Source organism: Chryseobacterium electrogenes, from assembly GCF_053553015.1.
In genome coordinates, this window is sequence record NZ_JBNPPB010000002.1 from 3,011,265 (window position 1) to 3,035,870 (window position 24,606).

The window sequence follows — 24,606 nt, forward strand, 5'->3', positions numbered from 1 at the left end:
CTTTATATAAAATGCATTACAGCTTTCTAAAAATATAGATACAAAAAAAACTCCAAAAAATTGGAGTTTTAATTGAAATCGGATTGATTAGAACAATTCTTTTCTAATGATATTTTGGCTTCTTTCTGGTCCTACAGAAACTAAATAGACATTAATACCAAGATGTTTTTCTATAAACTCGATGTAAGATTTAGCATTTTTCGGAAGCTCGTCATAACTTCTTGCATGCGTGATATCTTCTGTCCAACCTTGTAATTCTTCGTAGATTGGTTCGTACTTATATAGTTTTGTGGTAGAAGAAGTAAAGTAATCGATGATTTTTCCGTCTTCAGTTTTATATTTTGTAGCGATTTTTAAAGTGTCAATTCCGCTTAAAACATCCAATTTAGTAATCACAAGATTATTAATCCCGTTAATCATACAAGCATGTTTAAGAGAAACAAGGTCTAACCAGCCTGTACGTCTTGGTCTTCCTGTTGTAGCTCCAAACTCGCCCCCTATTTGTCTGATTTTTTCGCCTAATTCGTTATCTAATTCCGTTGGGAAAGGACCGTTACCAACTCTTGTTGTGTAAGCCTTTGCAACACCAATAAGATTTTGTAATGCTGTTGGCGGTACACCTGCCCCAGTACATACACCACCTGTGGTTGGTGATGATGATGTTACGTAAGGATAAGTCCCGAAGTCGATATCTAACATTAATGCTTGAGCACCTTCGAACAAGATATTCTTATTATCTCTAATTGCTTCGTTAAGTTCTAATTCTGTATCAACAATTCTATCTTTAAGACGTTCTCCTAATGCTAAAAATTCTTGATAAATTTCTTCAACATCCAAAGTTGGCTTTTCATAATATTTTTCAAAAATCGAATTTTTTATTCTTAGATTTTTTTCGATCTTTTCACGAAGAACATCCGGGTTTAATAGATCAACCATTCGGATTCCTACACGAGCAATTTTGTCCTCATAACAAGGGCCAATTCCTTTTTTGGTAGTTCCGATCTGAGTACCACCTTGCTCTTCTTCGCGGTACGTGTCCATCAGAATGTGGTAAGGCATAATGACGTGTGCACGACGACTGATAAAGATGTGATCGGTTCTAAGACCTTTCGCCTCGATAGTTTCTACTTCTTTAATAAAAGCTTTTGGGTTTACCACAACACCATTGGCAATAATACACTTGCCTTTGCATTGCAAAACACCAGAAGGCAAAAGGTGTAGCACAAATTTCTCATCGCCTACATACACCGTGTGTCCAGCGTTATCTCCACCTTGGAAACGCACAACATAATCGGATTTTGCAGACAGAACATCTGTGATCTTTCCTTTTCCTTCGTCTCCATATTGAAGACCTACAACTACATAAGTTGACATATTTTTACTTTTTTATTAGATTCTTACAAATTTAATTTTATTTCATCGAGTGACAAAATTTAGCATCCTATAAATTGAATTTCATTTTAAGGTTTTTGGATATTTTATGATTGGATTTTTTTTAAGGTTAAAAAATATTACCTTTGATATTCAACAAAAATAACAATAAACGATGCCGGAATTTCTTCATCCCGATAAAGATAATTTTTCGCCCGAAGAATTAATGCAGGAAGAGCAGATACGTCCGCAATCTTTCGGAGATTTTGCAGGACAACAGAAGACTTTAGATAATCTAGAAGTTTTTGTGGCAGCAGCCAAAAATAGAGGCGGATCGCTGGATCACGTTCTGTTGCATGGCCCGCCAGGTCTTGGGAAGACCACCTTATCTCACATTATCGCCAACGAGTTGGGAGTTTCTTGTAAAGTGACGTCAGGTCCCGTGTTGGACAAGCCAGGAAGCTTAGCTGGATTACTGACTAATTTAGAAGAAAATGATGTGCTTTTTATCGATGAGATCCATAGATTATCGCCCATTGTAGAAGAATACCTTTACTCTGCGATGGAAGATTTTAAAATTGACATCATGCTAGAAACTGGCCCTAATGCCAGAAGTGTGCAGATTGGTCTTAATAACTTTACATTAGTTGGCGCCACAACAAGATCCGGAATGTTAACAAAACCATTGTTAGCGAGATTCGGGATACAAGCGAGATTAGAGTATTATAATATAGAATTGTTATCGACCATTATCATTAGAAGCGCCCGCGTTTTTGGGGTTAAAATCTACGAAGATGCCGCGATAGAAATTGCAAGAAGAAGCCGTGGTACACCAAGGATCGCAAATGCTTTGTTGCGAAGGGTTCGGGATTTTGCAGAGATAAAAGGCAATGGAGAAATAGAAATTAACATTACCAAATTTGCATTAGATTCTCTTAATGTCGATGAGTTTGGTCTGGATGAGATGGACAATAAAATTCTCTTAACAATGATCCAGAATTTCCGTGCAAAACCTGTTGGTATTAATGCTTTGGCTACTTCTATTGGCGAGAATCCAGAAACTTTGGAGGAGGTTTATGAGCCTTATTTAATTCAGGAAGGCTTTATTATTAGAACACCACGAGGACGAGAAGTTACAGAAAAAGCTTACAAGCATCTTAATCTTTCGGTTCCTAAAAGATCAGACGAATTATTTTAAAAGAGCTTGATTTTGTTTTATTAAAACGTTAATTTTTTGTCAAATTTTTATCAAATCTTCAAATTTGCATAATTTGTTATTGTTTGGTTAAAGTGCTGGTTTTTAGTGGGTTTATCTTGTTTTTAATAATGTTTAAAATTTTAACTACTTTTCGAAATATTGTTTATTTCTTAACTGAATATTAAAGTATATAAGAAAAAACTCGGCTAGATTTGCTCTTAAAAAAAATGAAGAGAACTTTAGCTACTTTTAGTGCACTGTTGCTTCCTTTCTATTTTTATGCCCAAGAAATTAATATTTCTGGAACCATAAAATCAGAAGAAGGACAATTAGTTTCTGGTGTTAGTATTATTGATAAAAACACAGGTAAAACGGTAATTTCGGATGAAAATGGTCAATTTGAAATGTCTGCCAATTCTAAAGATATTTTAGAATTTAGTGCCGCAGATTTTTCTTTATATACTTTAGAAGTTTCCTCCGAAAAAAACTATTCTATTATCTTAAAAAAAGCCAGTGAAAAGCAGATAGAAGGTGTTGTAATTACTGCTTTAGGTATTGCAAAAAAGAAAGAAAAACTAGGTTACTCTACACAAGAAGTTAACACAAAACAATTCGAATCTATCACAACGCCAAGTCTTGGTAACCTTTTCTCAGGGCAAGTTGCTGGTCTTAACATTTCTAACCCAACTGGGATGCAGCAAAAACCAGTTTTCTCTCTAAGAGGAAATAGTAACTTGGTGTATGTTGTGGATGGAGTGATTGTAGATGCAGACATTTTTCAGAATTTAGATCCTAACAATATTGATAATATCAACGTTCTGAAAGGTGCTACGGCATCTGCACTTTATGGTTCTAGAGGTCGATATGGAGCTATTTTGGTTTCGACTAAAGGGGTTAAAAAGAATGGCTTTTCTGTTGAGTTTTCTCAAAATACAATGATTAGTGCTGGCTTTACTAACCTCCCGAAAACCCAGACAGAATACGGAAATGGCTCTCAGGGTAAATATGAATTTTGGGACGGTGCAGACGGTGGTGTTAACGATGGAGATATGATCTGGGGACCAAAATTTGTACCAGGTTTGCAAATAGCCCAATGGAATAGCCCAATCAGAGATAAGCAAACCGGACAAGTTATACAGTGGTATGGTGCAGTTGCAGGAACTGCTTATAATGATAAATCTAGATATGAAAGAGTACCAATTAATTGGGAATATCATGATAATCTTAAAACATTCTTGAAGCCTGCCATTATCAACAATAATAACTTTGCGGTAAGTTATAAGCACAATAAAGATTCTTACAGGCTTTCTGGTAATTTTATGAACTATGATGACAGAATCCCAAATGCTTATCTTAACCGTTATGGAGTTAATTTCTCTTCAGAGAATCATTTAGGCAATAAGCTTATTTTTGATACTAAGTTTAATTTCAATCAGACTTTTACGCCTAATGTTCCTAACTATGATTATAATCCAAGTGGTCATATGTACACGATTTTGATCTGGATGGGAGGCGATGTTAATGGTAAAGATCTTAGGAGTCATCTTTGGGTGCCTGGACAAGAAGGGAGATCACAAGCCAACTGGAATTATGCTTGGTACAACAATCCTTGGTTTGGAGCAGAGAAATATAAAAATCAAAATCGTACTAATATAATTAATGCACAAGCCGGGTTAGAATATAAGGCGACAGAAGACCTATCTATTAAAGGTAGAATGTCAATTGTAGAAAATCATAACAAGCGTGAGATCTCTAGCCCATATTCTTATTACAATTATGATGCGCCTAGAAGTGGAGGTTATATCTTGAATGATACCAAAACTTGGAATCTCAACTCAGATATTCTTGCGACTTATAAGAAGAAGATTTCTGATAATTTCGATTTTAGTATCAATGCAGGAGCTTCTACTTTTTATTATAAAAACCATATTGATAACGCCTCTACAGATGGATTGAAAGAGCCCGAGCAGTATTCTCTAGATAACTCTGTTGGCGCAGTAAAATATTACGAATATCTTAGAGAAAAATTAATATACAGTACCTACGGAACTATTGATATTGGATTATATAACGCCTTTTTTATCAATGTTTCTGGGAGAAATGACTGGTCATCGACTTTACCAAAACAAAATAGATCTTACTTCTATCCTTCGGCGTCATTAAGCACGGTTTTATCTAATTTAATTAAAATGCCAGAGGCTATTAACTTGTTGAAGGTTTCTGCTTCTTGGGCAAAAGTTGCTTATGATTTTCAGCCTTATGCGATTAGAAATTATTACTTAAACAATGATGGAATTGCCTACAATGGCAACCCAACTTTCTATTATCCTAAAACTCTTAATAACGAAAATTCTTTGAAACCAGAACAGACAAAATCTTACGAGCTAGGATTGAGTATGGGTATGTTTAACAACAGAATTACCTTGGATGCTACCTATTTTAGGACTTTAGAGTATAATAATATTCTTCAGTTCCCAAGTGCGGAGTCATCAGGATTTACTTCAGAAAATGTTAATGGTAACGAATATACAACCAAAGGTTTTGAAATTTCATTAGGTTTAGTTCCTGTAAAAACAGCGAATTTTACTTGGAAATCCTTGATTAACTGGAGTACTTACGAAAAAACATTAACAGAAATCTATGATGGAATGCCAAATTATAGCAATATTAAGTTGGGAGAAAGAATGGATAGTTATTATGATCTAACTTGGCAAAAATCACCAGACGGAAAAATTATTCTGGATGCAGAAACAGGTATGCCTACAAGGGCTAACGCGCCAACTAACCTAGGTCATTTTAACCCAGATTGGACTTTTGGGTTTAATAATACATTTAAGTATAAAAAATTAAGTTTAAGCATCGGTATTGATGGGAGTATTGGTGGTGTAATGCGCTCTCAGGTGGTAGAGAAAATGTGGTGGGGCGGTAAGCATCCCAATTCTACAACGTATCGAGATATAGAATATGCTAATCCTGGATCATATTTTTTTGTGCCAGATGGTGTTAATTACAATACAGTTACCAATACTTACACGCCTCATACTAAGGCTATTGATTTCCAAAGTTGGGCGCAGAATTATCCTTATCGTGCAAGAGTTACAGAGCAAGAAAACGAGTTGTTTGCCAATGTTTTCGACAGAACTTTTGTTAAGTTGAGGTCGTTGGTTCTAGAGTATGATTTCTCATCACTTCTTAATCCTAATGGTTTTGTAAAGAAATTTACAGCCAACATCTCAGGTTATAATCTTGCAATGTGGAAGAAATCTAAAAATCTGTACTCTGACCCTGATTTTCAGATCGGTAGTGGTAATGGCAATGATATTCAGGATCCTTCTAGCAGATGGTTTGGTGTAGGATTTAATCTTAAATTTTAATTAAATAACAATCATTTAAAAATGAAAAATATAATAAAATCATTATTTGGAATCTTAATTCTTAGCTTAACATCTTGTGAAACGAGCCTTGATACAATTAATGAAAACCCAAATGATCAGGCGAGCATAGATCCTAAATTTTTATTAACTTATGTTTCAAAAATGACATTCGAGGTTAAAGGTGACAATATGTATGCTTCTAGAATGATGATTGCTACAGATGGAGAAAATCCTTATCAGTATATGAAATGGAACGATGCCTCTTTCGATGTTTATTCAAAATCTCTTCTTAATGTTACAAAAATGATGACTGAAGCAGAGAAGATTAATAATAAAAATTATCAGGCAATTGGTAAATTTTACAGAGCTTATCATTTCTATAACTTGAGCCTCAAATTTGGGAGTATTCCTTATTCTCAAGCAGTAAAGGGTGAGTCCAATATCACTCAACCTAAGTATGATAACCAAGAAGCAGTAATGTCAGGGATATTAACAGAGCTTAAAGAAGCTAATGATCTAATCAATACTTCTGATACAATTGGTGGAGATATTATATATAACGGAGATGCTACCAAATGGAAAAAGTTGATTAACTCTTTCCGTCTTAAGATTTTGATTTCATTGTCTAAAAAATCTACGGTTGGTAGTTTTAATATCGCTAATGAGTTTTCTGCGATTGCTGTAAGCCAACCTATAATGACATCAATTAATGATAACGGCGAATTGAAATTTGCTGATGTTGCGGATAGTCGTTACTCTATGTTTAATAGTAGTAGTTATGGATCTAGCTTATATATGGCTAATTATTTTATTAATTTCTTTAAGGATAGACAAGATCCAAGGCTTTTCACCTTTGCAGAGCCAACTACTGCAGCAAAAGAAGCGGGATTAGCAATTACCAATTATGCTGGTTATAATGGAGGTAACCCAACTTCTCCTTATTCTGACAATGCAACCTTGATAACTGCTAAGAATATTTCTAAAGTCAATGAGCGTTTTTATAAAAATCCTACCAATGAGCCATCATCAATTTTGAGCTATCCTGAGTTAGAATTTATTTTGGCAGAAGCTACAGCAAGAGGTTGGATTTCTGGATCTGCAAAGACACATTATGATAATGGGATCAAGGCAAGTTTTCAATTTTATCAGACTTATGTGAAGAATTCTAATCTTTATTTTTCTGGTTTTGATGTTAATAATTATTTGACAAAACCTTTGGTGGTTTATAATGATGCGGCGCCGCTTCCTGTACAATTAGAGAAGATTATGACTCAGAAATATATGACGATGTTTCATCAAGGACAATGGACGTCTTATCAGGATTACTTAAGAACTGGTTATCCTAATATACCTTTACAATCAGGGGTTTCTGCTCCTTTTAGATTTAGATATCCACAGACAGAGTATAATTATAACAATAGTAATCTTCAATCTGCAATAGCTGCGCAGTACAACGGACAAGATAATATTAATATGAAACCTTGGTGGTTGCAATAGTTAATAACATTATATAATTTCGACATGAATAGAAAAGAATTTTTAGGAAAATCTGCTCTTTTAATGGCTGGTTTAGGAACGTCTAGTATGTTACATCCGGCAATTCTGAAAGCAATATCCATAGAGCCAGCGCTAAGTTCTACGTTTTTTGATGCAGAACACGTGGTTATTCTCATGCAAGAAAATAGATCTTTCGATCATACATTTGGTGCAATGAAGGGCGTACGAGGTTTTGCAGATAAAAGAGCATTTGTAAAAGAAGATGGACATTCTGTTTTTTTTCAAAAGGATAATGAAGGTAGATATGCTGCGCCGGCACGTCTGGATCTTAAAAATACCAAATCCACTTGGATGAGTTCTCTTCCACATTCTTGGTCAGATCAGCAGCATGCACTTAATAATATGAAGTACGATCAATGGTTACAAGCCAAAGCTTCTGGTAACAAAGATTATAAAAATATTCCGTTAACGCTTGGCTATCACAATCGTGAAGATCTTCCTTTTTATTATCAGTTGGCGGATGCTTTTACTGTTTTTGATCAATATTTTTGTTCGTCACTTACGGGGACTACGCCTAATAGATTGTTTCTGTGGTCAGGGACAATTAGAGAACAGCAAAATGGTAGCGTAAAAGCCAATGTTTATAATGATAATATTGATTATGATAAAAATAGACAGGCAACATGGAGAAGTTTTCCTGAGATTCTAGAAGAACAAGATATCCCTTGGAGAATTTATCAAAACGAAATAAGCTTGCCCAAAGGTTTGTCTGGCGAAGAAGAGTCTTGGCTGAGCAATTTTACCGATAATCCAATAGAATGGTTTTCTAATTTTAAAGTCAAATTTTCTAAAGGTTACCATGAAAATATCCCTAATGTCATTAAATATTTTGAGGGAGAAATAAAGAAAAATCCTACTAAAAAACCTTATTTTGAAAGTAGAATACAAGATCTTAAAGATGATCTCGTAACCTATCATCCTGACAATTTTGCTCGACTTTCGGAGACAGAAAAAAATCTGCATGAGAAAGCATTTACCATTAACTCTGATGATCCCGATTATTGGAAAGTAGAAGTAGGCACCGACGAAACCGGAGAAAGACTTGTCGTTCCTAAGGGAGATGTTTTGCATCAATTTCGGAAAGATGTAGATGACAAAAAACTTCCTGTTGTCTCTTGGTTGATTGCGCCAGAACGTTTTTCTGATCATCCAAGTTCTCCTTGGTATGGAGCATGGTATATATCGGAAGTTCTTAATATCCTTACAAAAGATCCAGAAACCTGGAAAAAAACGATCCTTATTATCAATTATGATGAGAATGATGGCTATTTTGATCATGTTGTACCATTCTCACCACCGTCTAATCCGAGTCAACCTGTGGATCTTAATGGTAAAGATGGTGTAGAATATGTCAGTAGAAAACAAGATTATATGTCCTCAGAAGGTCTTCGCGATAATGAGAAAATAGAAGGTAATGTAGGATTAGGATTTCGAGTGCCGATGATTATTGCATCACCTTGGACGCGGGGAGGTTTTGTTAATTCTGAAGTGTCAGATCATACATCTGTTTTACAATTTTTAGAAAAATTTATCCAGAAAAAATATAAGAAAGATGTCATGGTAGATAATATTAGCAATTGGAGGAGAGCGGTCTGTGGTGACCTGACTACGGCATTTAATTCGGCTAATGCGAGTATTCCAAAAATGGATTATCTGGATCAGAAGAATTATGCAGAACAGATAAATGCTGCTAAACATAAGCCTGTCCCTAGCCTCAAATGGTATAAAGAAAATGAACTAAATGATAATCTACTGAATATTCAGGAAAAAGGAGTGAAAGCTTCTAATGCACTGCCTTATCGTTATCATGTTAATTTCTTTAATGACAAAATTGTGATGAAGAATAACGCCAGCAATGGTGTCCCGTTAATTATTTATGATAAAAATAAATTAGACGCAGAAGATTATTATTTTTCTTACGCTCTGTTCGCTAATCAGGAGCTTTCTCATCCTATAAATTCTGATAATTATAATTTCGAGGTCCATGGACCTAATGGTTTTTTTAGAAAATTAAAAGGAGAAGCTAAGCCCAAAGTAGAAGTTGTTTTAACTGATGGCGGTCATAAAAAAGAACTTAATTTGATTTTCAAAAATCTTTCAGATAAAAAACAAAATATCTCTTTTGAAGATTTATATACTAATGAAGTCAAAAATTTTGACATTAATAATAAAGAAAAACAGCTTATAATTAATGTGAAAGATACCAAAGGATGGTATGATTTTAAAGTTAAAATTGATAATAATTTATGGCAATTTTCTGGTAGAGTAGAGACCGGAGAAGTTTCTACGTCAGATCCGCATTGGATGTAATTATAATCATAAAATCAGCCTTTTTTAATTAATGTGTCATTACTTATTGTAGAAAGTAATGGCACATTTTCGTTTGATAGAATATCTACTTTTAATCATAAAAAATTAAAAATAATTCTATTTGCAATTATCTATAATAAGCAAGGTTCTTAACTTTTTTTGTCATTTCGTAAGAATCTAAATGAATGTTGAAGAGATGTTTTCAGCAAGATAAAATGCCGTTACTATTCATAAATAATCAGTTTTTTTAGTTTGAATTAAGTGCGATTTTTCTATTCGATTTTATAAAAGTTATTAACTGTTATGTCTATAGTTTTCATAGGATTTATTTTTTCTCTATATTAGTAAAAAACAAATCTAGTATGAAAATCGATCCAATCCAATCCAACGCACACGATTGATATTGAAAATCGATTTTGTAGTTAATAATATCAATTTTGGACTAATGCTATGATTTTAATCCATATAAACGATCAATTTATCTCATATTAAAATGTTTATCCCGAAAAATTATAGAAGTGAAGATGTCTTATTGTTGAAAAAAATTATCAATGAAAATGCTTTTGGATTATTAATTTCGAGTAAAGAAAAGCTTTCTGCAACTCATGCGATGTTTTTAATTAACGAATCGGGAAGTGATTTTAAACTAGAAAGTCATATTTCTAAAGTGAATCCTCAAGCTAAATTATTGAAAAACGGCGATGAGGTATTGTGCGATTTTCTTGGTGCACATACTTATATTTCGTCGTCGTGGTACGAGAAAATCAACGTTTCTACTTGGAATTATCAAGCGGTACAGATTAGAGGAACTGTACAATTGATGAACGACAATGAGCTTTATCATCATCTCGAACAATTAACGGATAAATACGAAAGCTCACAACAATGTCCTATGCAGGTAAAAAATATGGGTGCGGATTTCGTTAAAAAAGAAATGAAAGGTGCTTTCGGGATGTTTATTATCCCAACCGAGATTAATATCGCGAACAAACTCAGTCAAAATCGTAATGACACAGATTACGATAATATTATTAAGACACTCAATCAATCAGATGATCGCAATTCAAATCTTATTGCAGATCAGATGATATTAAATAGAAAAAAGTAATTATATGAAGTTATATCCTATACAATGCGGAAAATTTAAGCTAGATGGCGGCGCAATGTTTGGCGTTGTCCCTAAGACTATCTGGAACAAAACCAACCCAGCAGACGAAAAAAATCTTATAGAATTAGGCACAAGATCTCTGTTGATAGAAGATGGTAAAAAATTAATACTTGTAGATTGCGGATTAGGAAACAAACAAGATGATAAGTTTTTCGGTCATTATTCGCTTTGGGGTGATGATTCTTTAGAGAAAAATCTTGCTAAATATGGTTTTATCAAAGATGATATTACCGATGTTTTTTTAACACATCTTCATTTTGATCACTGTGGAGGTGCAATAGAGTGGAATGATGATAAGTCAGGCTACAGACCAGCTTTTAAAAATGCACATTTCTGGACTAACGAGAATCATTGGCAATGGGCAACAGAGCCTAATCCAAGAGAAAAAGCCAGCTTTCTGAAAGAAAATATTTTGCCAATACAAGAAAGTGGACAGCTTAATTTCTTGACTTTACCAACGACGGGTAATTACGGCTTTGCGCCTGAGCTTAAGATGGATGTCGTTTTTGTCGATGGACATACGGAGAAGCAAATGTTGCCCGTAATCAAATATCAGGAAAAAACCATTGTTTTTGCGGCAGATCTTGTTCCTACGGCAGGTCATATTCCGCAAGTTTATGTGATGGGTTATGATACTAGGCCAATGTTAACGATGGAAGAGAAAGGAAAATTCTTGAAACAATGTGTAGATAATGATTATCTTTTGTTTTTTGAACATGATGCTCATAACGAGTTGGCAAGTCTTAAGATGACAGAAAAAGGAGTGCGATTAGATCAAACTTTTAGTTTTAATGATGTTTTTGGATACTAATTATGGAAATAAAAAATACAGATCATAATCCAGAAGAAGATATTCCCTCACCCAAGATTATTGGGTTAACTGGCGGCATTGGATCGGGCAAAACAAGCGTTGCGAAATATTTAGAATCCAAAGGCTTTCCGGTTTATTATTCTGATGATAGAGCAAAAGTTATTGTTAATGAAGACAATGCTTTAATATCAAATATTAAAAAATTGTTAGGCGAAGAGGCTTACGATGTTGATGGTCTCTATGATAGGAAATATGTTGCAGATAAAGTCTTTAGTAATCAAGAACTGCTAAGTCAACTTAATCAATTGATTCATCCAGCTGTAAAAATTGATTTCGAAAATTGGATTAGACAACAAGAGTCAGAATTTGTTTTTAAAGAAACAGCTTTATTGTTTGAGCTAGGACTTTATAAAACTTGTTATAAATCTCTTTTGGTAACCGCCGAAGATAATCTTAGGATAAAAAGAGTGATGGATCGTGATGGCAAAACTTATCGACAAGTAGAAAGTGTGATCCACAAGCAGATGCCAGAAAAAGAAAAAATTAAGAAAGCAGATTTTGTGATTTACAATAACTCTAACTTAGAGAAATTAATGTTAGAAGCTGATGCTTTTTTATTAGAATTAAAATAGTTTTAGCTTTTAATTTGATTCAATATAAAATAAAAACCCTCGAAATTATTCGAGGGTTTCTTCTATTAATTAGTCTGATGATTAGTTCTTGATGAACTTAGTTTGAGACTTATCATTGTTAGATTCTACAGTAATGATGTAAACACCTTTTACTAATTTAGAAACCTGTACTTTACCATCATTTACGATACCAGATCCAACAAGTTGGCCAGATACGCTATGGATGCTATAGTTTGATTTTGCAGCTACATTAGAGATGTTTATAACATCTGTTGCAGGATTAGGATAGACCTGTAATTGCTTAGATGTATTAGCTTCATTAGTTGCCAAATTAGCACTGATGATTACAGCGTAATCTTCTACTTCACCATAAGTAAATGTAGCACAAGGAGTGTCTGTACTCGCGGAGTACTTCAAGGCAACGCGCATTCTGGTCATTTGATCAATAGCTGCATCAGCAGGTACGCTAAAGGTTACTGTTTCAGGATTAGTTTGATTAAGGGCTGTTGCCATTATTTTTTCATTAGAAGAGAAGATACCATCTCTGTTAAAATCAATCCATGCAGTGATAGATTCATTGTATTTATTACCTGGCCAACTTTTAGTAACACTTATTGTATTTCCAGAAGTTCCTTTAGTTAATCTAATAAGTCTTGCGTTGTCATTAGTGTAATTAGTGTAGTTTGAACCAGCACTATTACTAGTCATCACAGGCGCTCCGTTAGAAGGTGTTACTTTTACTTGAGAAATATATTCGAATGAGGAGTCGGTAGAAGAAGAAGTACAATACTCAATTCCCTTAGTTTTAAACTGAATAGAATTCGTATAAGTTCCAACCGTACCGCTGCACACTGCTGCTATTTGAGCTTCATATGCTGTGTCTAATGTTAAGTTAGTGAAATTATAAGTATTAGCAGTTTGATCGATATTAGTCCATGTCTGGTCTGCAGTTTTCTTATATCTCAATTTATAAGTAGCGTTAGTAATTGGATCCCATGATAGGCTAGCAGCGGTCTGTGAAATAGTACCAACTGCTGCACCTACAGGAGCTGTACCATCACAAGAAAGCATTGTAGATACAGTAGTATTTCCTATGGCATAAAATATGTTGTCTACGGCAGACACTCTCAATTTTAATTCTGTACCTGTAGGTATTGTTGATAGATCAAATGTTTCATTACCATCATTAGGTGTGCTTTCACTAAGTACGATCCAAGTTGCGCCATTGTCCTTTGTGTAATCAATTTTAACATTAGATACATTATAAGGGGCTGCTGTTGTGTTAGCTACATCCCATGTGATAGGAGATGGACTATTGTTATACACTTTATTGGAGGTTACTTTAAAAGGGCCATCATTGCCAACAGTTATTTTTACTGCTCCATATTGAGTTTGTTGTTGTTTAACATCAGGATGATTATCTCTTACAGTGACTCTAAAGTTGAGATCTCTTGCGACATTAGAAACTGCTTCCCATTGTGTAGCACTACTCAATGAACCAGATAATACTAGAGGAAGGTTAGGGAAGAATCTCGTTGGATTAGATGATCCTGTAATAGACCTAAATTTAGGGCCTTGAGTATTATTCCCTGTAACTGTTGTAACTGCCGAATTTGCACTATCATATTGTTCCCATGTATAAGTTAATGCATTGTTTGCTGCGCTTGTAGCCGAAGCTGTTAGTGCAAATGCAGTACCTTTAGGTATAGCTCTATTGGTAAGAGGAGCGATAACGGGAGGATTGTTGCCAGTTGCAGTAGAAACATCACAAGATTTAGAATTAGCATAGTTCTGGACTTGTTGGATGCTCACAGCATGGAAATAAGGATCAGAATTGGCTTGTACGTTATAGTCTGTAATACCAGCATATCCCATGATAGTAGATCCAGATCCAGGTTCCATGTGTGCTATGCTTCCTGTATGTATACCATGAGCAAAGGTATGCCAAGCTCCAAATTGATGCCCCATCTCGTGGGCAACAAAATCAATATCAAAACTATCACCTGCTGGAGCACCTGATCCAGGTGAGGTAAATGCAGAACCTTTGGAGGTACTATCATTAAGACCTTTAGCATCTGTACAGACATTCCCTACGTCACCAGCACTACCACCACCACCGGATCTACCGAATAAGTGCCCGATATCATAAGCTCCATTTCCAATAACATTAGTTAGAGTAGTCTGGATTTCTTTATTCCATGCCCCTTGAGCTCCTGAAGAAGCAGGAGAATAAGGGTCTGTGTTAGGGTCTGTATAGATTAATTGAGGGAAATCTTGAAGATCTAGATGTATAGCAAAATCTTTTTCAAAAACACCGTTTACACGAGTTATTGTTGCGTTAATTGCTACTAAAGCTTCTGGGACTCCGCCGAAATACTGAGTGTATTCTCCAGTTACAGAGATTGCAAGACGATACGTTCTGTATTTTTTGTCACTGCTTTTATTAAAATTATTAACACCATTAGTGAAGTTAGCACCTTCTGTTAATCTTGTTAATTGCTGTTTATTGATAAACGGTTCTTCTGTTTTACACTCAAAAGCTTTTCCTACTGTTGTTTTATCAGTTTTTGGGAATACGGCATATACCGTTTTTTCTTTATTTTGAGGCTCAATAAATTCATATTTTCCATCTTTGAAAATCATTGATTGGAAATCATTAGGAGCAATAGAAAATCTAACATACTTTGTCGGATCATCCACACCAACTCCTGTATAAGATCCTAGCTCATAACGATCTGCTAGAGATTTTACCATGACAGGTAAGCTGTAGACTGCAAAGTTTTCTACTTTACCATCTAATGTTGGTAAGCTTACAATTACTGCTTTAGCGTTTTTTCCTGTTTCTTGAGCATTAGCAAGCTGCGCTCTAAGCTGCTTAAGATCTAATGAATAATATTTTTTTGCGTTTACTTCAGGACGAAGCTTTTCTCCTTGCATACTCGTTGGGCTCCATTGGGAGTATGCATTGACTAAGGCTCCACAACAAAGTAGAGTAGTAAAGATTTTTTTTCATAAAAATAATTTATATATTGAAATTTAGCACAATATATGAATTATTTGTAATAATATCGCAATATAAAAGTATTTATGTAGTGTTATTTATTTTATTTACTTTGAATATGATAATTATTTCTTTATCTATCATTCTGTAAATGAGTAACTAAAGCCCTTCTTTTCCAATTAATATAAGAATGCTAGATTGGATTATTAATGTCGCATAAAAAAAAGCAATTATATGTGATAATTGCTTTTTTTTGTTTTTTTTAATATGATAATTATTTTTTCGTTACCATCCTGTAAATGAATAATAAAAGTACAGAGCCTCCAATTGCTACTAGAAAACTAGATAAATTAAATCCGGTAACATCTACGTTAAATAGCATATTTCCTAAAAATCCACCTAGAATACTTCCTAATATACCAATAATAATTGTTACTAACCAACCACCAGGATCGGATCCAGGATGAATAGCTTTTGCGATTGCGCCTGCAATAAGACCAAATAAGATCCATGTTAAGATACTCATAATTTCAAAATTTTAATGATTAATGTGATTTGTGATTTCTTTCAAGAATTAATTTCTTTTCTTGAAAAAAGAATCTACAAATTCTATACCATTAAATAATTGTAAATCATGCATTTTTTCTCCAACACCAATATACTTAACCGGAATTTGAAACTGGTCTGATATGCCAATTACAACACCACCTTTAGCTGTTCCATCTAATTTAGTCACTGCCAATGCAGTTACTTCTGTAGCTGCTGTAAACTGTTTAGCTTGCTCAAAAGCATTTTGACCTGTAGAACCGTCTAAGACCAAAAGTACTTCGTGTGGTGCATCAGGAATGACTTTTTGCATTACACGTTTGATTTTTGAAAGTTCGTTCATTAAGTTTACTTTATTATGAAGACGTCCAGCAGTATCAATAATAACAACGTCCGCATCTTGAGCCACTGCAGATTGTACTGTGTCGTATGCAACAGAAGCAGGATCTGATCCCATAGCTTGTTTTACAATAGGTACACCTACGCGCTCGCTCCAGATTACCAATTGGTCTACTGCGGCAGCACGGAAGGTATCGGCAGCACCGAGAACTACTTTTAATCCTTGAGATTTGAATTGGTGTGCCAGCTTACCAATCGTCGTTGTCTTACCTACACCATTAACGCCAACAACCATAATAACATAAGGCTTTTTGGTTCTGTCGATGTTATCTGTATTGGCGTGAGGATTTTCTAGTAAAAGAGCTGATATCTCTTCTCTAAGTATATTGTCTAGCTCAGAAACGTTAACATATTTGTCACGAGCAACACGATCTTCGATTCTGTTAATGACTTTAATTGTAGTTTCTGCACCAACGTCGGAAGCAATAAGGATCTCTTCTAGATCATCTAAGACTTCCTCGTCTACTGTACTTTTTCCAACAACAGCTCTGGATATTTTTTCAAAAAAACCTTGGTTGGATTTTTCTAGACCTTTGTCAAGGCTTTCTTTTTCTTCTTTTTTAAATATTTTCTTGAACCAACTCATTGATAGATATTAGATGTTAGATACTAGAAATTGGATAGAGCTATATTTTAAGATTAGGCAAAAACGCAAATACTTTTAATACTAAAAAAGTATTATTCTAATATTTTAATATCTAAACTCTAATTTCTGTTGCTCAAAGATAATAAAAAAACTACCCAAAAATTGGATAGTTTTTTATATTGTATAGAAGCTAGATATTATTTTTTCAAATAACCGTCTACTTCTTCAGCATTCATTACTTTTTCTTCAAAAACGTAAGCTCCAGATTTAGGAGATTTTACCATTTTGATCACTTTAGTCATCTTTTTAGATGAACCTTGTAGGGTTGCTACTACTTTCTTTGCCATTGTGAAATGTCTTTAATGGATGATTACTTAATTTCTTTATGAACTGTGTACTTCTTCAAAACTGGATTAAATTTCTTAAGCTCCAATCTCTCAGTAGTGTTCTTTTTGTTTTTGGTAGTAATGTATCTTGACATACCTGCTACACCAGTTTCTTTGTGCTCTGTGCACTCTAGAATTACTTGAACTCTGTTACCTTTTTTAGCCATTGCTTATTTTTTTAAAAATCCGTTTCTAGTTGCTCTTTCAATAGCCTCTTCGATACCAATCTTGTTGATTACTCTTAATCCATGAGCAGATACTTTCAAAGTAACGTGTTTCTCTTGCTCTGGAAGATAAAATTTCTTCTCTAATAAGTTGATCTCAAAACGTCTTTTCGTTTTGTTATTTGCGTGAGAAACATTGTTTCCAACCATTGCACGCTTACCTGTTATTTGGCAAATTCTTGACATATCTCGATGTTCTTTTGACTATATAATATTTGAGGTTGCAAAATAACGAATTATTTTTCTTTTAGACAAGTGTTTTTTAAAATAATTGTATTAATTTTTATATAACTTTTACAATTAATTATCTTGAAACCTCTTGGTTTGTAATTTATTAATTTGAAATTAGGAAGAGTCGACTCTTCCTAATTAATGACTTATTTTTTCTTTAAAATAGACCATTTAACTCTGCATCTATGCGCTCTAGTATCAACCCGAAGTCTTCTGGTTTTTCTACGAAATCTAGGTTGTCAACATCTATAATCAGTAGTTTTCCGTCCTTGTAATTAGAGATCCAAGACTCGTATTTTTGATTTAGTTTTGATAAGTAATCTATGCTGATGCTAGCCTCGTACTCACGTCCTCTTTTGGCAATCTGACGTACCAAAGTTGGGATTTCTGACCTCAAATAAATTAATAAATCAGGCGCAGAAATAAAATCTTTCATCAGGTTGAACACAGATAAATAATTATTAAAATCTCTCTCAGAAAGAAGTTTCATCTCGGCTAAATTTTCTGCGAAAATATGTGCATCTTCATATATCGTACGATCCTGAATGACATTTTTGCCGCTTTCTCGGATTTCCTTAACTTGTCTAAAACGGCTTCCTAAAAAGTAAATCTGAAGCGCGAAAGACCACTTTGACATATCGCCATAAAAATCATCCAGATAAGGATTGTGGTCAACATCTTCGAATTGTGCTTCCCAATTATAATGCTTAGAAAGCATGTTGGTAAGCGTAGTTTTTCCTGCGCCGATATTTCCGGTGACTGCAATGTGCATAATTATTAATTTATGAGTTAAGTTATTGGTTTGATTATCAGTGATAAACCAATAAATATGAAGGTTAACTTTAGAGTGTGCAAATATAGAGTTTGTTTTGTTTTCTTACCAAAAATCCAGATTGATTTTTATCCACAATTTCCGCATCTTTTTCTAAGCTTTTAGATGACCATTGATTGGGGAATGAATATCGATAAAAAGTTTTCTCTGTAAAAACGTTAATTATGTCATTTTCTCTTTTTAATTTTCTTGGTGATTCTATGATTTGAGAAAAGATTAAATTAGATTTTAGATCATAAACACTAAAAAGTTTGTCTTGCAATAGATAAACTTTGTTTTCATAAACCAGGAAGTCTATAATATTTTCTGTGTTGACAAAAAATGGAAATTTATTAATGCTTTTATCTATTCTAGAATTGTAAAGAATGATACTTTTACTACTATCGTCAATGAGCCATAGACTTTGCAGATCTTCCAAATAAGCAGCTTTTATAAACCCAAAATTGACTAGGTTGATTTTTTGAATATCATTAAGATTTTGATCTATTAGTTTTATTTCTTGTGTGTTCTCAGAGAATAAAACAATATTGAGAGGATTGTTAATAGACTGGATTTTATATGGTCTGGGCATCATTTGTTGCGCTAATGATTTGCCGAGGCTATCGTACTTTACTAGACTAAAATTTTTGCTTTGATACATGTAAATGTTATTGTAATCATCGAGGTAGATGTCTTTCGCGTCTTTCGATTTTAGGCTGTCAATAGAAAGTTGTTTTTGAGAGAATCCCAAAAATGAAATGAAGAATAATAGAAAATAAATAAGCCTCATTCTTTATAATGTTTGCGTAAAAATAATTAATTTTCAGTGAATAAAAAATCCAAATCTTTAACTAAAGATTTGGATTGATATGTTCTGTAGTTTTATAAAAACTATTTAATTTTTACTTCGTAAATTTTTGGCCAAAGTTTACCTGTTACGAGCATGTTTTCACCTTTGAAAGCAATACCGTTAAGGACATCATCGCTGCCTTTTGTGTGTTGTTTTGCGATATCTGTAAAGTCAAATTTACCTACAACTTCACCGTTTGCAGGATTAATTTTAATGATAATAGGTTTCATCCAAACGTTAGCGTATATAAAACCATTATGATATTCTAACTCATTAAGTTGGTCGTAAGCTTCGGTGTTGCCGGCTACGGAAATGTATCTCACAACTTTTGATGGATCGCTAGGATTAAGGAAATATAGGTTTTTGCTACCGTCTGATGCGATAAGATTTTTTCCGTCATAAGTTAGTCCCCAACCTTCTCCAATTTCTCCAGGGTAAGGGAATTCGCTTAGTAATTTAAGAGAGGCTTTGTCATAGATAAAACCTTTTTTGTTTTTCCAAGTTAATTGATAGACTTTGTCACCAACAATGGTGCTTCCTTCCGAGAAGATCTCTGCGGGTTGAAGCGTGGAGATAGCAGCTTCTGTATTTCCAAGATTATATTTGATGATTCTAGATTCGCCATTTTGACCATCACTCTCGTAGATTGTATTACCTTCAATTTGGAAACCTTGGACGAAGTTTTTAGGATCATGTGGATATTCAGCAATGATTTCGTAATTAATATTAGCTTCAGCATTTTTAGCAAAAACATTAATTGTGGCATCTTGAGTTAAGGTTTCGCCACTTTTGGTTTTAATGTTAAAAGTAATAGCATTATCACCTAAGGTGAAATATTTAGGATCTACAACCAAGCTGGATGTTTCGCTGTCGCCGAAATTAATACTGATACTTTCTGCGTTGTCTGTAACTTCTTTTGGGAGGTTAAGTTTGTCGCCAAAATGATAGCCTTTGCTTTCCATAGAAATGTTGTAGTCGTTAAGGCTATTAAGGATTTCTTTATCCTTATTACAAGATGTTAAAAACAATAATGTTAAAGCAGAAACCCAAATATATTTTTTCATGTAGATTAATTTAAAATTAGAAATATCAAAAGTACAAAAATAAAAATCTGTGTCGTATAAATTTTTTTTAATAACTCAGATGATGTAGTTTTGTAATATTACTATAAAAAATGATTACAATAGTTGTGGCTATGGGCAAAAATAATGCCATAGGAAAAGATAATAAGCTGTTATGGCATCTCCCAAAAGATCTGAAACATTTTAAAAATTTGACATCAGGACATCCTATTATTATGGGGCGTAAGACTTACGAAAGTATTGGCAAGCCGCTTCCTAATCGTACTAATATTGTCGTAAGTGGCAAGAATGATTGGTTTGAAGAAGGGATTCTTATCGTTCCGTCTATTAAAGATGCGCTGAAACATGCTAAGAAGATTGATGAAAATGTTATGGTGATTGGTGGTGGTAACATCTATGAGCAGACTATTGAGAAAGCGGATCGGTTAGAAGTGACTTTGGTTGATGCTGAGCTGGATGCTGATGTTTATTTCCCAAAGATTAATCCAAAAACTTGGGTTAAAGTAGCAGAAGATTGTGTGCAAAAAGATGAGGATCATGATTTTGATTTTTGTTTCCAAACTTTTGATAGAAAAGTGGCTTTGTAATTAATGGATTATCCAAGTAAAGTATTAGCGAAAGCTGTTGAAGAGATTTCTGGACTGCCAGGCATTGGGAGAAAGTCTGCGCTAAGATTGGCTTTGCATTTGCTTAGACAGCCTACTTCGCAGGGTATTGCTTTAGGCAGTTCTATCCAAAATCTGGTAACGGATATTAAATACTGTAAAAACTGTCATAATTTTTCTGATACTGATATCTGTGAAATCTGCGCAAGTTCTAAAAGAAATCCAGAAGTGCTCTGCATCGTAGAAGATGTCAGAGATGTTATGGCGATAGAAAATACGTCGAAATTTAACGGTAAATATCTTGTCCTTGGCGGGAAGATTTCTCCAATGGAAGGCGTTGGTCCTAATCAACTAAATATCGGAAGTATTGAGAAAAAGCTAGAATCTGGGGAGGTAAAAGAATTGATTTTTGCGCTAAGTGCCACAATGGAAGGCGATACAACGGCTTACTATATTTATAAGAAATTCAAGTCATTTAATGTTGTTTTCTCAAGTATTGCAAGAGGCATTGCCGTTGGAGATGAGTTAGAATATGCAGACGAAATTTCACTCGGAAGATCTATAACTAATCGTTTGCCTTACAACGAAAAAATGTAGAAATCATGGATGTTGAAGTTAAGATTAGCGTCGTAATTGTACATTATAATGTAGCTCAGTTGTTACAGAATTGTATTCTATCTATTCAGCAGTATTTTAAAGATATTTCATATGAAATTATTGTCGTAGATAATCTCTCTCCAGATGAATCTTGGAAACATTTAATATCTGAATTTCCGCAAGTTAATTTTATAGCTTCCACAACTAATAATGGGTTTTCTATAGCCAATAATATTGGAGTAAAGCATGCCAACGGTGAGTATGTTTTAATCCTAAATCCCGATACTGAGATTGAAGGTTATTATATTAATGAGCTATTAGATTTTGCAGATTCAAAACCAAAATTCGGATGTTTAGGCGTTAGAATGCATGATAAGGCGCAGGTTTTTTTGCCAGAAAGCAAACGATCTGTTCCTGATATGAAAAATTCTTTTGAGAAGCTTTTTACGCCTTTTTCTAAGAAATCTAATCCCAAGTCTTATTATAGAAATGATATTGGAGAGCATGATATTGCGCGATGTGATGTTTTTACAGGCGCATTTTTGTTGACTAAAAAATCAGTGTATCAGGAAGTTGGTGGTTTTGATGAAGCTTATTTTATGTACGGCGAAGACATTGATATCTGTTACACTATTCTTCAACATGGTTACGAGAATTTTTATTACGGGAAATATTCTATCCTTCATTACAAAGGCGAAAGCACAATGAAAGATCAAGTTTATCTAGAGCGTTTTTATGGTGCAATGCAGATTTTTATAGATAAATATTATAGAAAACAAAGTCCATTGCAATATTCCTTTTTAAAATTAGGGTTGAAAATCAGACATAAAATTGCGCTGTTTCAAATAAAAAATTAAATTTTTTTCTCGTGTGGATAGGTTGATTCTTCTGCAAATTTTCTGAGCTGTTTTATTTCCTTTTTTGATAATCTCTGTCCAACTTGTGCTGCAATATAGGTTGATATTAGTAACGCTAGCGCAACAAAAGAAACTCCCAAAGACCAAGGATAATCATTAGACTCAATTTGTTTTTCTACGTAATACATTGTAAAAAATACCATCCAAGCAATAGAGAACAAAAAATATAGAAACATAAAAAACGTCCATACAGAAGGGCTTGGTCCGAAGATCCCGCGGATGTAAGTTGTATTATCGTCCAACTCTGTTCTTAGAGAAAGGTTAGGTTTCCAGAATTGTTGATTGTCATTTCTTACGTAGATTGTTGCGATTTCGGTATTGATATTTCCTGTAAATTCTGTTGTATTTTCCGCAAGATATTCTTTTAGATTTTCAGAATAAGCTTCTGGTGTTAAGTTGGTTTTCAGCTTAAATCTAATTCGTGTACGAATGCTGGTTAGCGTCTCTTCTCGATTATTGTTCTTCATAAGGAATTGGGTCTTTTAATTTAAAACTGAATGTCATAGGAGTATCGTTTCGTGTAATGTCAAGTGTTACTTTTTCACCTTCGTTTGATTTTAAAATAGTTAGTATTTTCTGAAGTGTTAAGTTAGTTACTTTTTTGTTATCGATTTTTACCAAAACATCATTTTTTTGTAATCCAGAGAGTTGTGCAGGAGAGTTTTTTCTGGTGCCAGCAATAATAAAGTTAGGTTTTAAAGAAAATTTATATTGAAATTCTTTTGTAGAAGTGACATTAAAGGCATTTCTCTCCCCGTAATCTATTCTCTCAGAATTAGTTTCTACCTTAACTAAATCTTGTTGCCAGATTAATCCATTTTGTTTTATTTCTAACCCGCTCATATCAAAAGGAAAAGGATTATTATAGTGCTTATTTTTTTTGAAATAAATATTTTCATTCTGATAATCAAAAATAATGGTAAAGCGATTCAGTATTTCAGAGCCGATGGAGCCTTTGCGATCCGGAACTAATCTTAAATGTTGAATAGAAGCGGCATCTGGCATAGCAACTATAGGTTTTGAAAAAGAAAATTCATTAAAGTAAAGACCATGTATTCTGCTTCTTTTACCATAGATATCACCGCTGAAACCACTGCCTAAAAAATCATCAATATTAGGTCTGTTATAATTGAATCCCGGAATTAGTGTAGGGAATAACCATACAGAATCTGTATTACCAGTGTCCAAAAGCATTTTTGAAGCCCTTTTTTCATGTGTCATCTCTACGTCTGCTATCATGTATGGTTTGTTAAGCTCTATGTTGATCTTCTCTTTCCGGAATTTTTTAGTTCTGGTTTTTATACTGTTTTGATCCTTGTATACGGTTATTTTTTGTTTAATATAATCAATTTCTATAGGGTGATTTCGGAAAAAATGATAGCCAATAATTCCATTAATAGGTACGCCTATGGTTGGGGAAATATTGAAATCTTCGTCTAAAATAATGTATATGCTGTGATTGTCATCTGCGAGATCTTGCCCGAGTGTAAGGTGATTTTTTACTGATTTTAAAGCTTCAATATCTTGATTTTCTCCTAGGCCTGTTAATTTGATTTTTTCAACATTTTTAAAGTTTATTTTTTTTTCATTTAAGCTAAATAATACTGTTTCAGAAATGCCCGTGTCTAATAGAAAGTCTAAGCTGACGCCGTTTACTAAGATCGGGATGATGATGAGATTATTGACTAACTCAAAAGAAATAGTGGTTTTTTCTTTTTTAGTATCTTTTATCTGAAACCCATTTTGTGCAAATCCCAAATTAGAAATGCTCAGAAATAATATTAATAGTAAAGCTTTCATAATTATTTAAAGACCTTTTTATAATTAAATGATAAAGATATAATCGCTGAATGTGTTAAAGTTAATAATTTGGCTAAAAATATAACTAATAATTAATAAAGTGGCATAAATATTGTTTTTATTTTAATGTTAATCTGATATTGTTTTTAG

22 protein-coding genes are annotated in these 24,606 nt (G+C 33.8%); 10 read left to right on the forward strand and 12 right to left on the reverse strand.

Annotated elements, in window-relative coordinates:
• Positions 1-87 precede the first annotated feature (87 nt).
• Positions 88-1,374, reverse strand: coding sequence for an adenylosuccinate synthase (locus tag ACQQ6V_RS13865; RefSeq protein WP_448846093.1), 1,287 nt, complete (start codon positions 1,372-1,374; stop codon positions 88-90).
• 172 nt (positions 1,375-1,546) lie between these two features.
• On the opposite strand from ACQQ6V_RS13865, the gene ruvB reads away from it, so the two are divergent.
• The 7 genes from ruvB (at position 1,547) to coaE (ending at position 12,421) form a co-directional block, all read left to right on the forward strand.
• Positions 1,547-2,569 carry a Holliday junction branch migration DNA helicase RuvB gene (ruvB, locus tag ACQQ6V_RS13870; protein WP_448846094.1) on the forward strand — a complete coding sequence of 341 codons (1,023 nt, stop codon included), beginning with the start codon at positions 1,547-1,549 and terminating at the stop codon, positions 2,567-2,569.
• 227 nt (positions 2,570-2,796) lie between these two features.
• Positions 2,797-5,943, forward strand: coding sequence for a SusC/RagA family TonB-linked outer membrane protein (locus ACQQ6V_RS13875; protein WP_448846095.1), 3,147 nt, complete (start codon positions 2,797-2,799; stop codon positions 5,941-5,943).
• Between the two features lie 21 nt (positions 5,944-5,964).
• Positions 5,965-7,440, forward strand: coding sequence for a SusD/RagB family nutrient-binding outer membrane lipoprotein (locus ACQQ6V_RS13880; protein ID WP_448846096.1), 1,476 nt, complete (start codon positions 5,965-5,967; stop codon positions 7,438-7,440).
• A 24-nt stretch (positions 7,441-7,464) separates the two neighbouring features.
• The gene (locus tag ACQQ6V_RS13885; protein ID WP_448846097.1) at positions 7,465-9,810 is read left to right on the forward strand and encodes a phosphocholine-specific phospholipase C; all 2,346 of its coding nucleotides are present in this window, start codon (positions 7,465-7,467) and stop codon (positions 9,808-9,810) included.
• Positions 9,811-10,303: 493 nt separating this feature from the next.
• Entirely contained in the window at positions 10,304-10,918 is a 615-nt protein-coding gene (locus ACQQ6V_RS13890) for an FMN-binding negative transcriptional regulator (RefSeq protein WP_448846098.1), read from the forward strand.
• A gap of 4 nt (positions 10,919-10,922) precedes the next feature.
• The gene (locus ACQQ6V_RS13895) at positions 10,923-11,789 is read left to right on the forward strand and encodes an MBL fold metallo-hydrolase (protein WP_448846099.1); all 867 of its coding nucleotides are present in this window, start codon (positions 10,923-10,925) and stop codon (positions 11,787-11,789) included.
• A gap of 2 nt (positions 11,790-11,791) precedes the next feature.
• A complete protein-coding gene (gene coaE / locus ACQQ6V_RS13900; protein ID WP_448846100.1) occupies positions 11,792-12,421 on the forward strand; it encodes a dephospho-CoA kinase in 630 nt (209 codons plus the stop codon).
• Positions 12,422-12,502: 81 nt separating this feature from the next.
• Here coaE and ACQQ6V_RS13905 read toward each other — a convergent pair whose 3' ends face one another.
• The 9 genes from ACQQ6V_RS13905 to ACQQ6V_RS13945 form a co-directional block, all read right to left on the reverse strand.
• Complete coding sequence (locus tag ACQQ6V_RS13905) at positions 12,503-15,358, reverse strand: reprolysin-like metallopeptidase (protein ID WP_448846101.1); 2,856 nt, start codon at positions 15,356-15,358, stop codon at positions 12,503-12,505.
• A 338-nt stretch (positions 15,359-15,696) separates the two neighbouring features.
• Positions 15,697-15,948 (reverse strand): GlsB/YeaQ/YmgE family stress response membrane protein, encoded by a 252-nt coding sequence (locus ACQQ6V_RS13910; protein WP_448846102.1) that lies wholly within the window; start codon positions 15,946-15,948, stop codon positions 15,697-15,699.
• 48 nt (positions 15,949-15,996) lie between these two features.
• A complete protein-coding gene (ftsY, locus tag ACQQ6V_RS13915; RefSeq protein WP_448846103.1) occupies positions 15,997-16,953 on the reverse strand; it encodes a signal recognition particle-docking protein FtsY in 957 nt (318 codons plus the stop codon).
• 197 nt (positions 16,954-17,150) lie between these two features.
• Positions 17,151-17,300 (reverse strand): DUF4295 domain-containing protein, encoded by a 150-nt coding sequence (locus tag ACQQ6V_RS13920; protein WP_448846104.1) that lies wholly within the window; start codon positions 17,298-17,300, stop codon positions 17,151-17,153.
• 23 nt (positions 17,301-17,323) lie between these two features.
• Complete coding sequence (gene rpmG, locus ACQQ6V_RS13925) at positions 17,324-17,506, reverse strand: 50S ribosomal protein L33 (RefSeq protein ID WP_193811744.1); 183 nt, start codon at positions 17,504-17,506, stop codon at positions 17,324-17,326.
• Positions 17,507-17,509: 3 nt separating this feature from the next.
• On the reverse strand, positions 17,510-17,749 hold the full coding sequence (gene rpmB, locus ACQQ6V_RS13930; protein ID WP_448846105.1) for a 50S ribosomal protein L28: 240 nt from the start codon (positions 17,747-17,749) through the stop codon (positions 17,510-17,512).
• Positions 17,750-17,951: 202 nt separating this feature from the next.
• Entirely contained in the window at positions 17,952-18,566 is a 615-nt protein-coding gene (locus ACQQ6V_RS13935) for a deoxynucleoside kinase (protein WP_448846106.1), read from the reverse strand.
• Between the two features lie 70 nt (positions 18,567-18,636).
• On the reverse strand, positions 18,637-19,395 hold the full coding sequence (locus tag ACQQ6V_RS13940) for a hypothetical protein (RefSeq protein ID WP_448846107.1): 759 nt from the start codon (positions 19,393-19,395) through the stop codon (positions 18,637-18,639).
• A gap of 101 nt (positions 19,396-19,496) precedes the next feature.
• Complete coding sequence (locus ACQQ6V_RS13945) at positions 19,497-20,519, reverse strand: glutaminyl-peptide cyclotransferase (protein WP_448846108.1); 1,023 nt, start codon at positions 20,517-20,519, stop codon at positions 19,497-19,499.
• A 110-nt stretch (positions 20,520-20,629) separates the two neighbouring features.
• On the opposite strand from ACQQ6V_RS13945, the gene ACQQ6V_RS13950 reads away from it, so the two are divergent.
• The 3 genes from ACQQ6V_RS13950 to ACQQ6V_RS13960 are packed head-to-tail and all read left to right on the forward strand — an operon-like array spanning position 20,630 to position 22,596.
• Entirely contained in the window at positions 20,630-21,124 is a 495-nt protein-coding gene (locus tag ACQQ6V_RS13950) for a dihydrofolate reductase (protein ID WP_448846109.1), read from the forward strand.
• A 3-nt stretch (positions 21,125-21,127) separates the two neighbouring features.
• Positions 21,128-21,739 carry a recombination mediator RecR gene (gene recR / locus ACQQ6V_RS13955; protein WP_448846110.1) on the forward strand — a complete coding sequence of 204 codons (612 nt, stop codon included), beginning with the start codon at positions 21,128-21,130 and terminating at the stop codon, positions 21,737-21,739.
• A 5-nt stretch (positions 21,740-21,744) separates the two neighbouring features.
• A complete protein-coding gene (locus tag ACQQ6V_RS13960) occupies positions 21,745-22,596 on the forward strand; it encodes a glycosyltransferase family 2 protein (protein WP_448846111.1) in 852 nt (283 codons plus the stop codon).
• Here the strand turns inward: ACQQ6V_RS13960 and ACQQ6V_RS13965 are convergent.
• Complete coding sequence (locus tag ACQQ6V_RS13965; RefSeq protein WP_448846112.1) at positions 22,593-23,123, reverse strand: hypothetical protein; 531 nt, start codon at positions 23,121-23,123, stop codon at positions 22,593-22,595. The two genes, ACQQ6V_RS13960 and ACQQ6V_RS13965, sit on opposite strands and share 4 nt — an antisense overlap.
• Positions 23,110-24,456 carry a PDZ domain-containing protein gene (locus tag ACQQ6V_RS13970; RefSeq protein ID WP_448846113.1) on the reverse strand — a complete coding sequence of 449 codons (1,347 nt, stop codon included), beginning with the start codon at positions 24,454-24,456 and terminating at the stop codon, positions 23,110-23,112. Before ACQQ6V_RS13970 ends, ACQQ6V_RS13965 begins: the two co-directional genes overlap by 14 nt.
• Between the last annotated feature and the right edge of the window lie 150 nt (positions 24,457-24,606).

What these genes read in the sequence shown, in the direction of transcription:
- ACQQ6V_RS13905 (WP_448846101.1), bottom strand. Translation starts at nt 15,358, where the DNA reads ATGCAAGGAGAAAAGCTTCGTCCTGAAGTAAACGCAAAAAAATATTAT.
- ACQQ6V_RS13885 (WP_448846097.1), top strand. Translation starts at nt 7,465, where the DNA reads ATGAATAGAAAAGAATTTTTAGGAAAATCTGCTCTTTTAATGGCTGGT.
- rpmB (WP_448846105.1), bottom strand. Translation starts at nt 17,749, where the DNA reads ATGTCAAGAATTTGCCAAATAACAGGTAAGCGTGCAATGGTTGGAAAC.
- ACQQ6V_RS13950 (WP_448846109.1), top strand. Translation starts at nt 20,630, where the DNA reads ATGATTACAATAGTTGTGGCTATGGGCAAAAATAATGCCATAGGAAAA.
- ruvB (WP_448846094.1), top strand. Translation starts at nt 1,547, where the DNA reads ATGCCGGAATTTCTTCATCCCGATAAAGATAATTTTTCGCCCGAAGAA.
- ACQQ6V_RS13880 (WP_448846096.1), top strand. Translation starts at nt 5,965, where the DNA reads ATGAAAAATATAATAAAATCATTATTTGGAATCTTAATTCTTAGCTTA.
- ACQQ6V_RS13940 (WP_448846107.1), bottom strand. Translation starts at nt 19,395, where the DNA reads ATGAGGCTTATTTATTTTCTATTATTCTTCATTTCATTTTTGGGATTC.
- ACQQ6V_RS13875 (WP_448846095.1), top strand. Translation starts at nt 2,797, where the DNA reads ATGAAGAGAACTTTAGCTACTTTTAGTGCACTGTTGCTTCCTTTCTAT.
- ACQQ6V_RS13965 (WP_448846112.1), bottom strand. Translation starts at nt 23,123, where the DNA reads ATGAAGAACAATAATCGAGAAGAGACGCTAACCAGCATTCGTACACGA.
- ACQQ6V_RS13895 (WP_448846099.1), top strand. Translation starts at nt 10,923, where the DNA reads ATGAAGTTATATCCTATACAATGCGGAAAATTTAAGCTAGATGGCGGC.
- ACQQ6V_RS13920 (WP_448846104.1), bottom strand. Translation starts at nt 17,300, where the DNA reads ATGGCAAAGAAAGTAGTAGCAACCCTACAAGGTTCATCTAAAAAGATG.
- recR (WP_448846110.1), top strand. Translation starts at nt 21,128, where the DNA reads ATGGATTATCCAAGTAAAGTATTAGCGAAAGCTGTTGAAGAGATTTCT.
- ftsY (WP_448846103.1), bottom strand. Translation starts at nt 16,953, where the DNA reads ATGAGTTGGTTCAAGAAAATATTTAAAAAAGAAGAAAAAGAAAGCCTT.
- ACQQ6V_RS13945 (WP_448846108.1), bottom strand. Translation starts at nt 20,519, where the DNA reads ATGAAAAAATATATTTGGGTTTCTGCTTTAACATTATTGTTTTTAACA.
- ACQQ6V_RS13935 (WP_448846106.1), bottom strand. Translation starts at nt 18,566, where the DNA reads ATGCACATTGCAGTCACCGGAAATATCGGCGCAGGAAAAACTACGCTT.
- ACQQ6V_RS13910 (WP_448846102.1), bottom strand. Translation starts at nt 15,948, where the DNA reads ATGAGTATCTTAACATGGATCTTATTTGGTCTTATTGCAGGCGCAATC.
- ACQQ6V_RS13890 (WP_448846098.1), top strand. Translation starts at nt 10,304, where the DNA reads ATGTTTATCCCGAAAAATTATAGAAGTGAAGATGTCTTATTGTTGAAA.
- rpmG (WP_193811744.1), bottom strand. Translation starts at nt 17,506, where the DNA reads ATGGCTAAAAAAGGTAACAGAGTTCAAGTAATTCTAGAGTGCACAGAG.
- coaE (WP_448846100.1), top strand. Translation starts at nt 11,792, where the DNA reads ATGGAAATAAAAAATACAGATCATAATCCAGAAGAAGATATTCCCTCA.
- ACQQ6V_RS13865 (WP_448846093.1), bottom strand. Translation starts at nt 1,374, where the DNA reads ATGTCAACTTATGTAGTTGTAGGTCTTCAATATGGAGACGAAGGAAAA.
- ACQQ6V_RS13970 (WP_448846113.1), bottom strand. Translation starts at nt 24,456, where the DNA reads ATGAAAGCTTTACTATTAATATTATTTCTGAGCATTTCTAATTTGGGA.
- ACQQ6V_RS13960 (WP_448846111.1), top strand. Translation starts at nt 21,745, where the DNA reads ATGGATGTTGAAGTTAAGATTAGCGTCGTAATTGTACATTATAATGTA.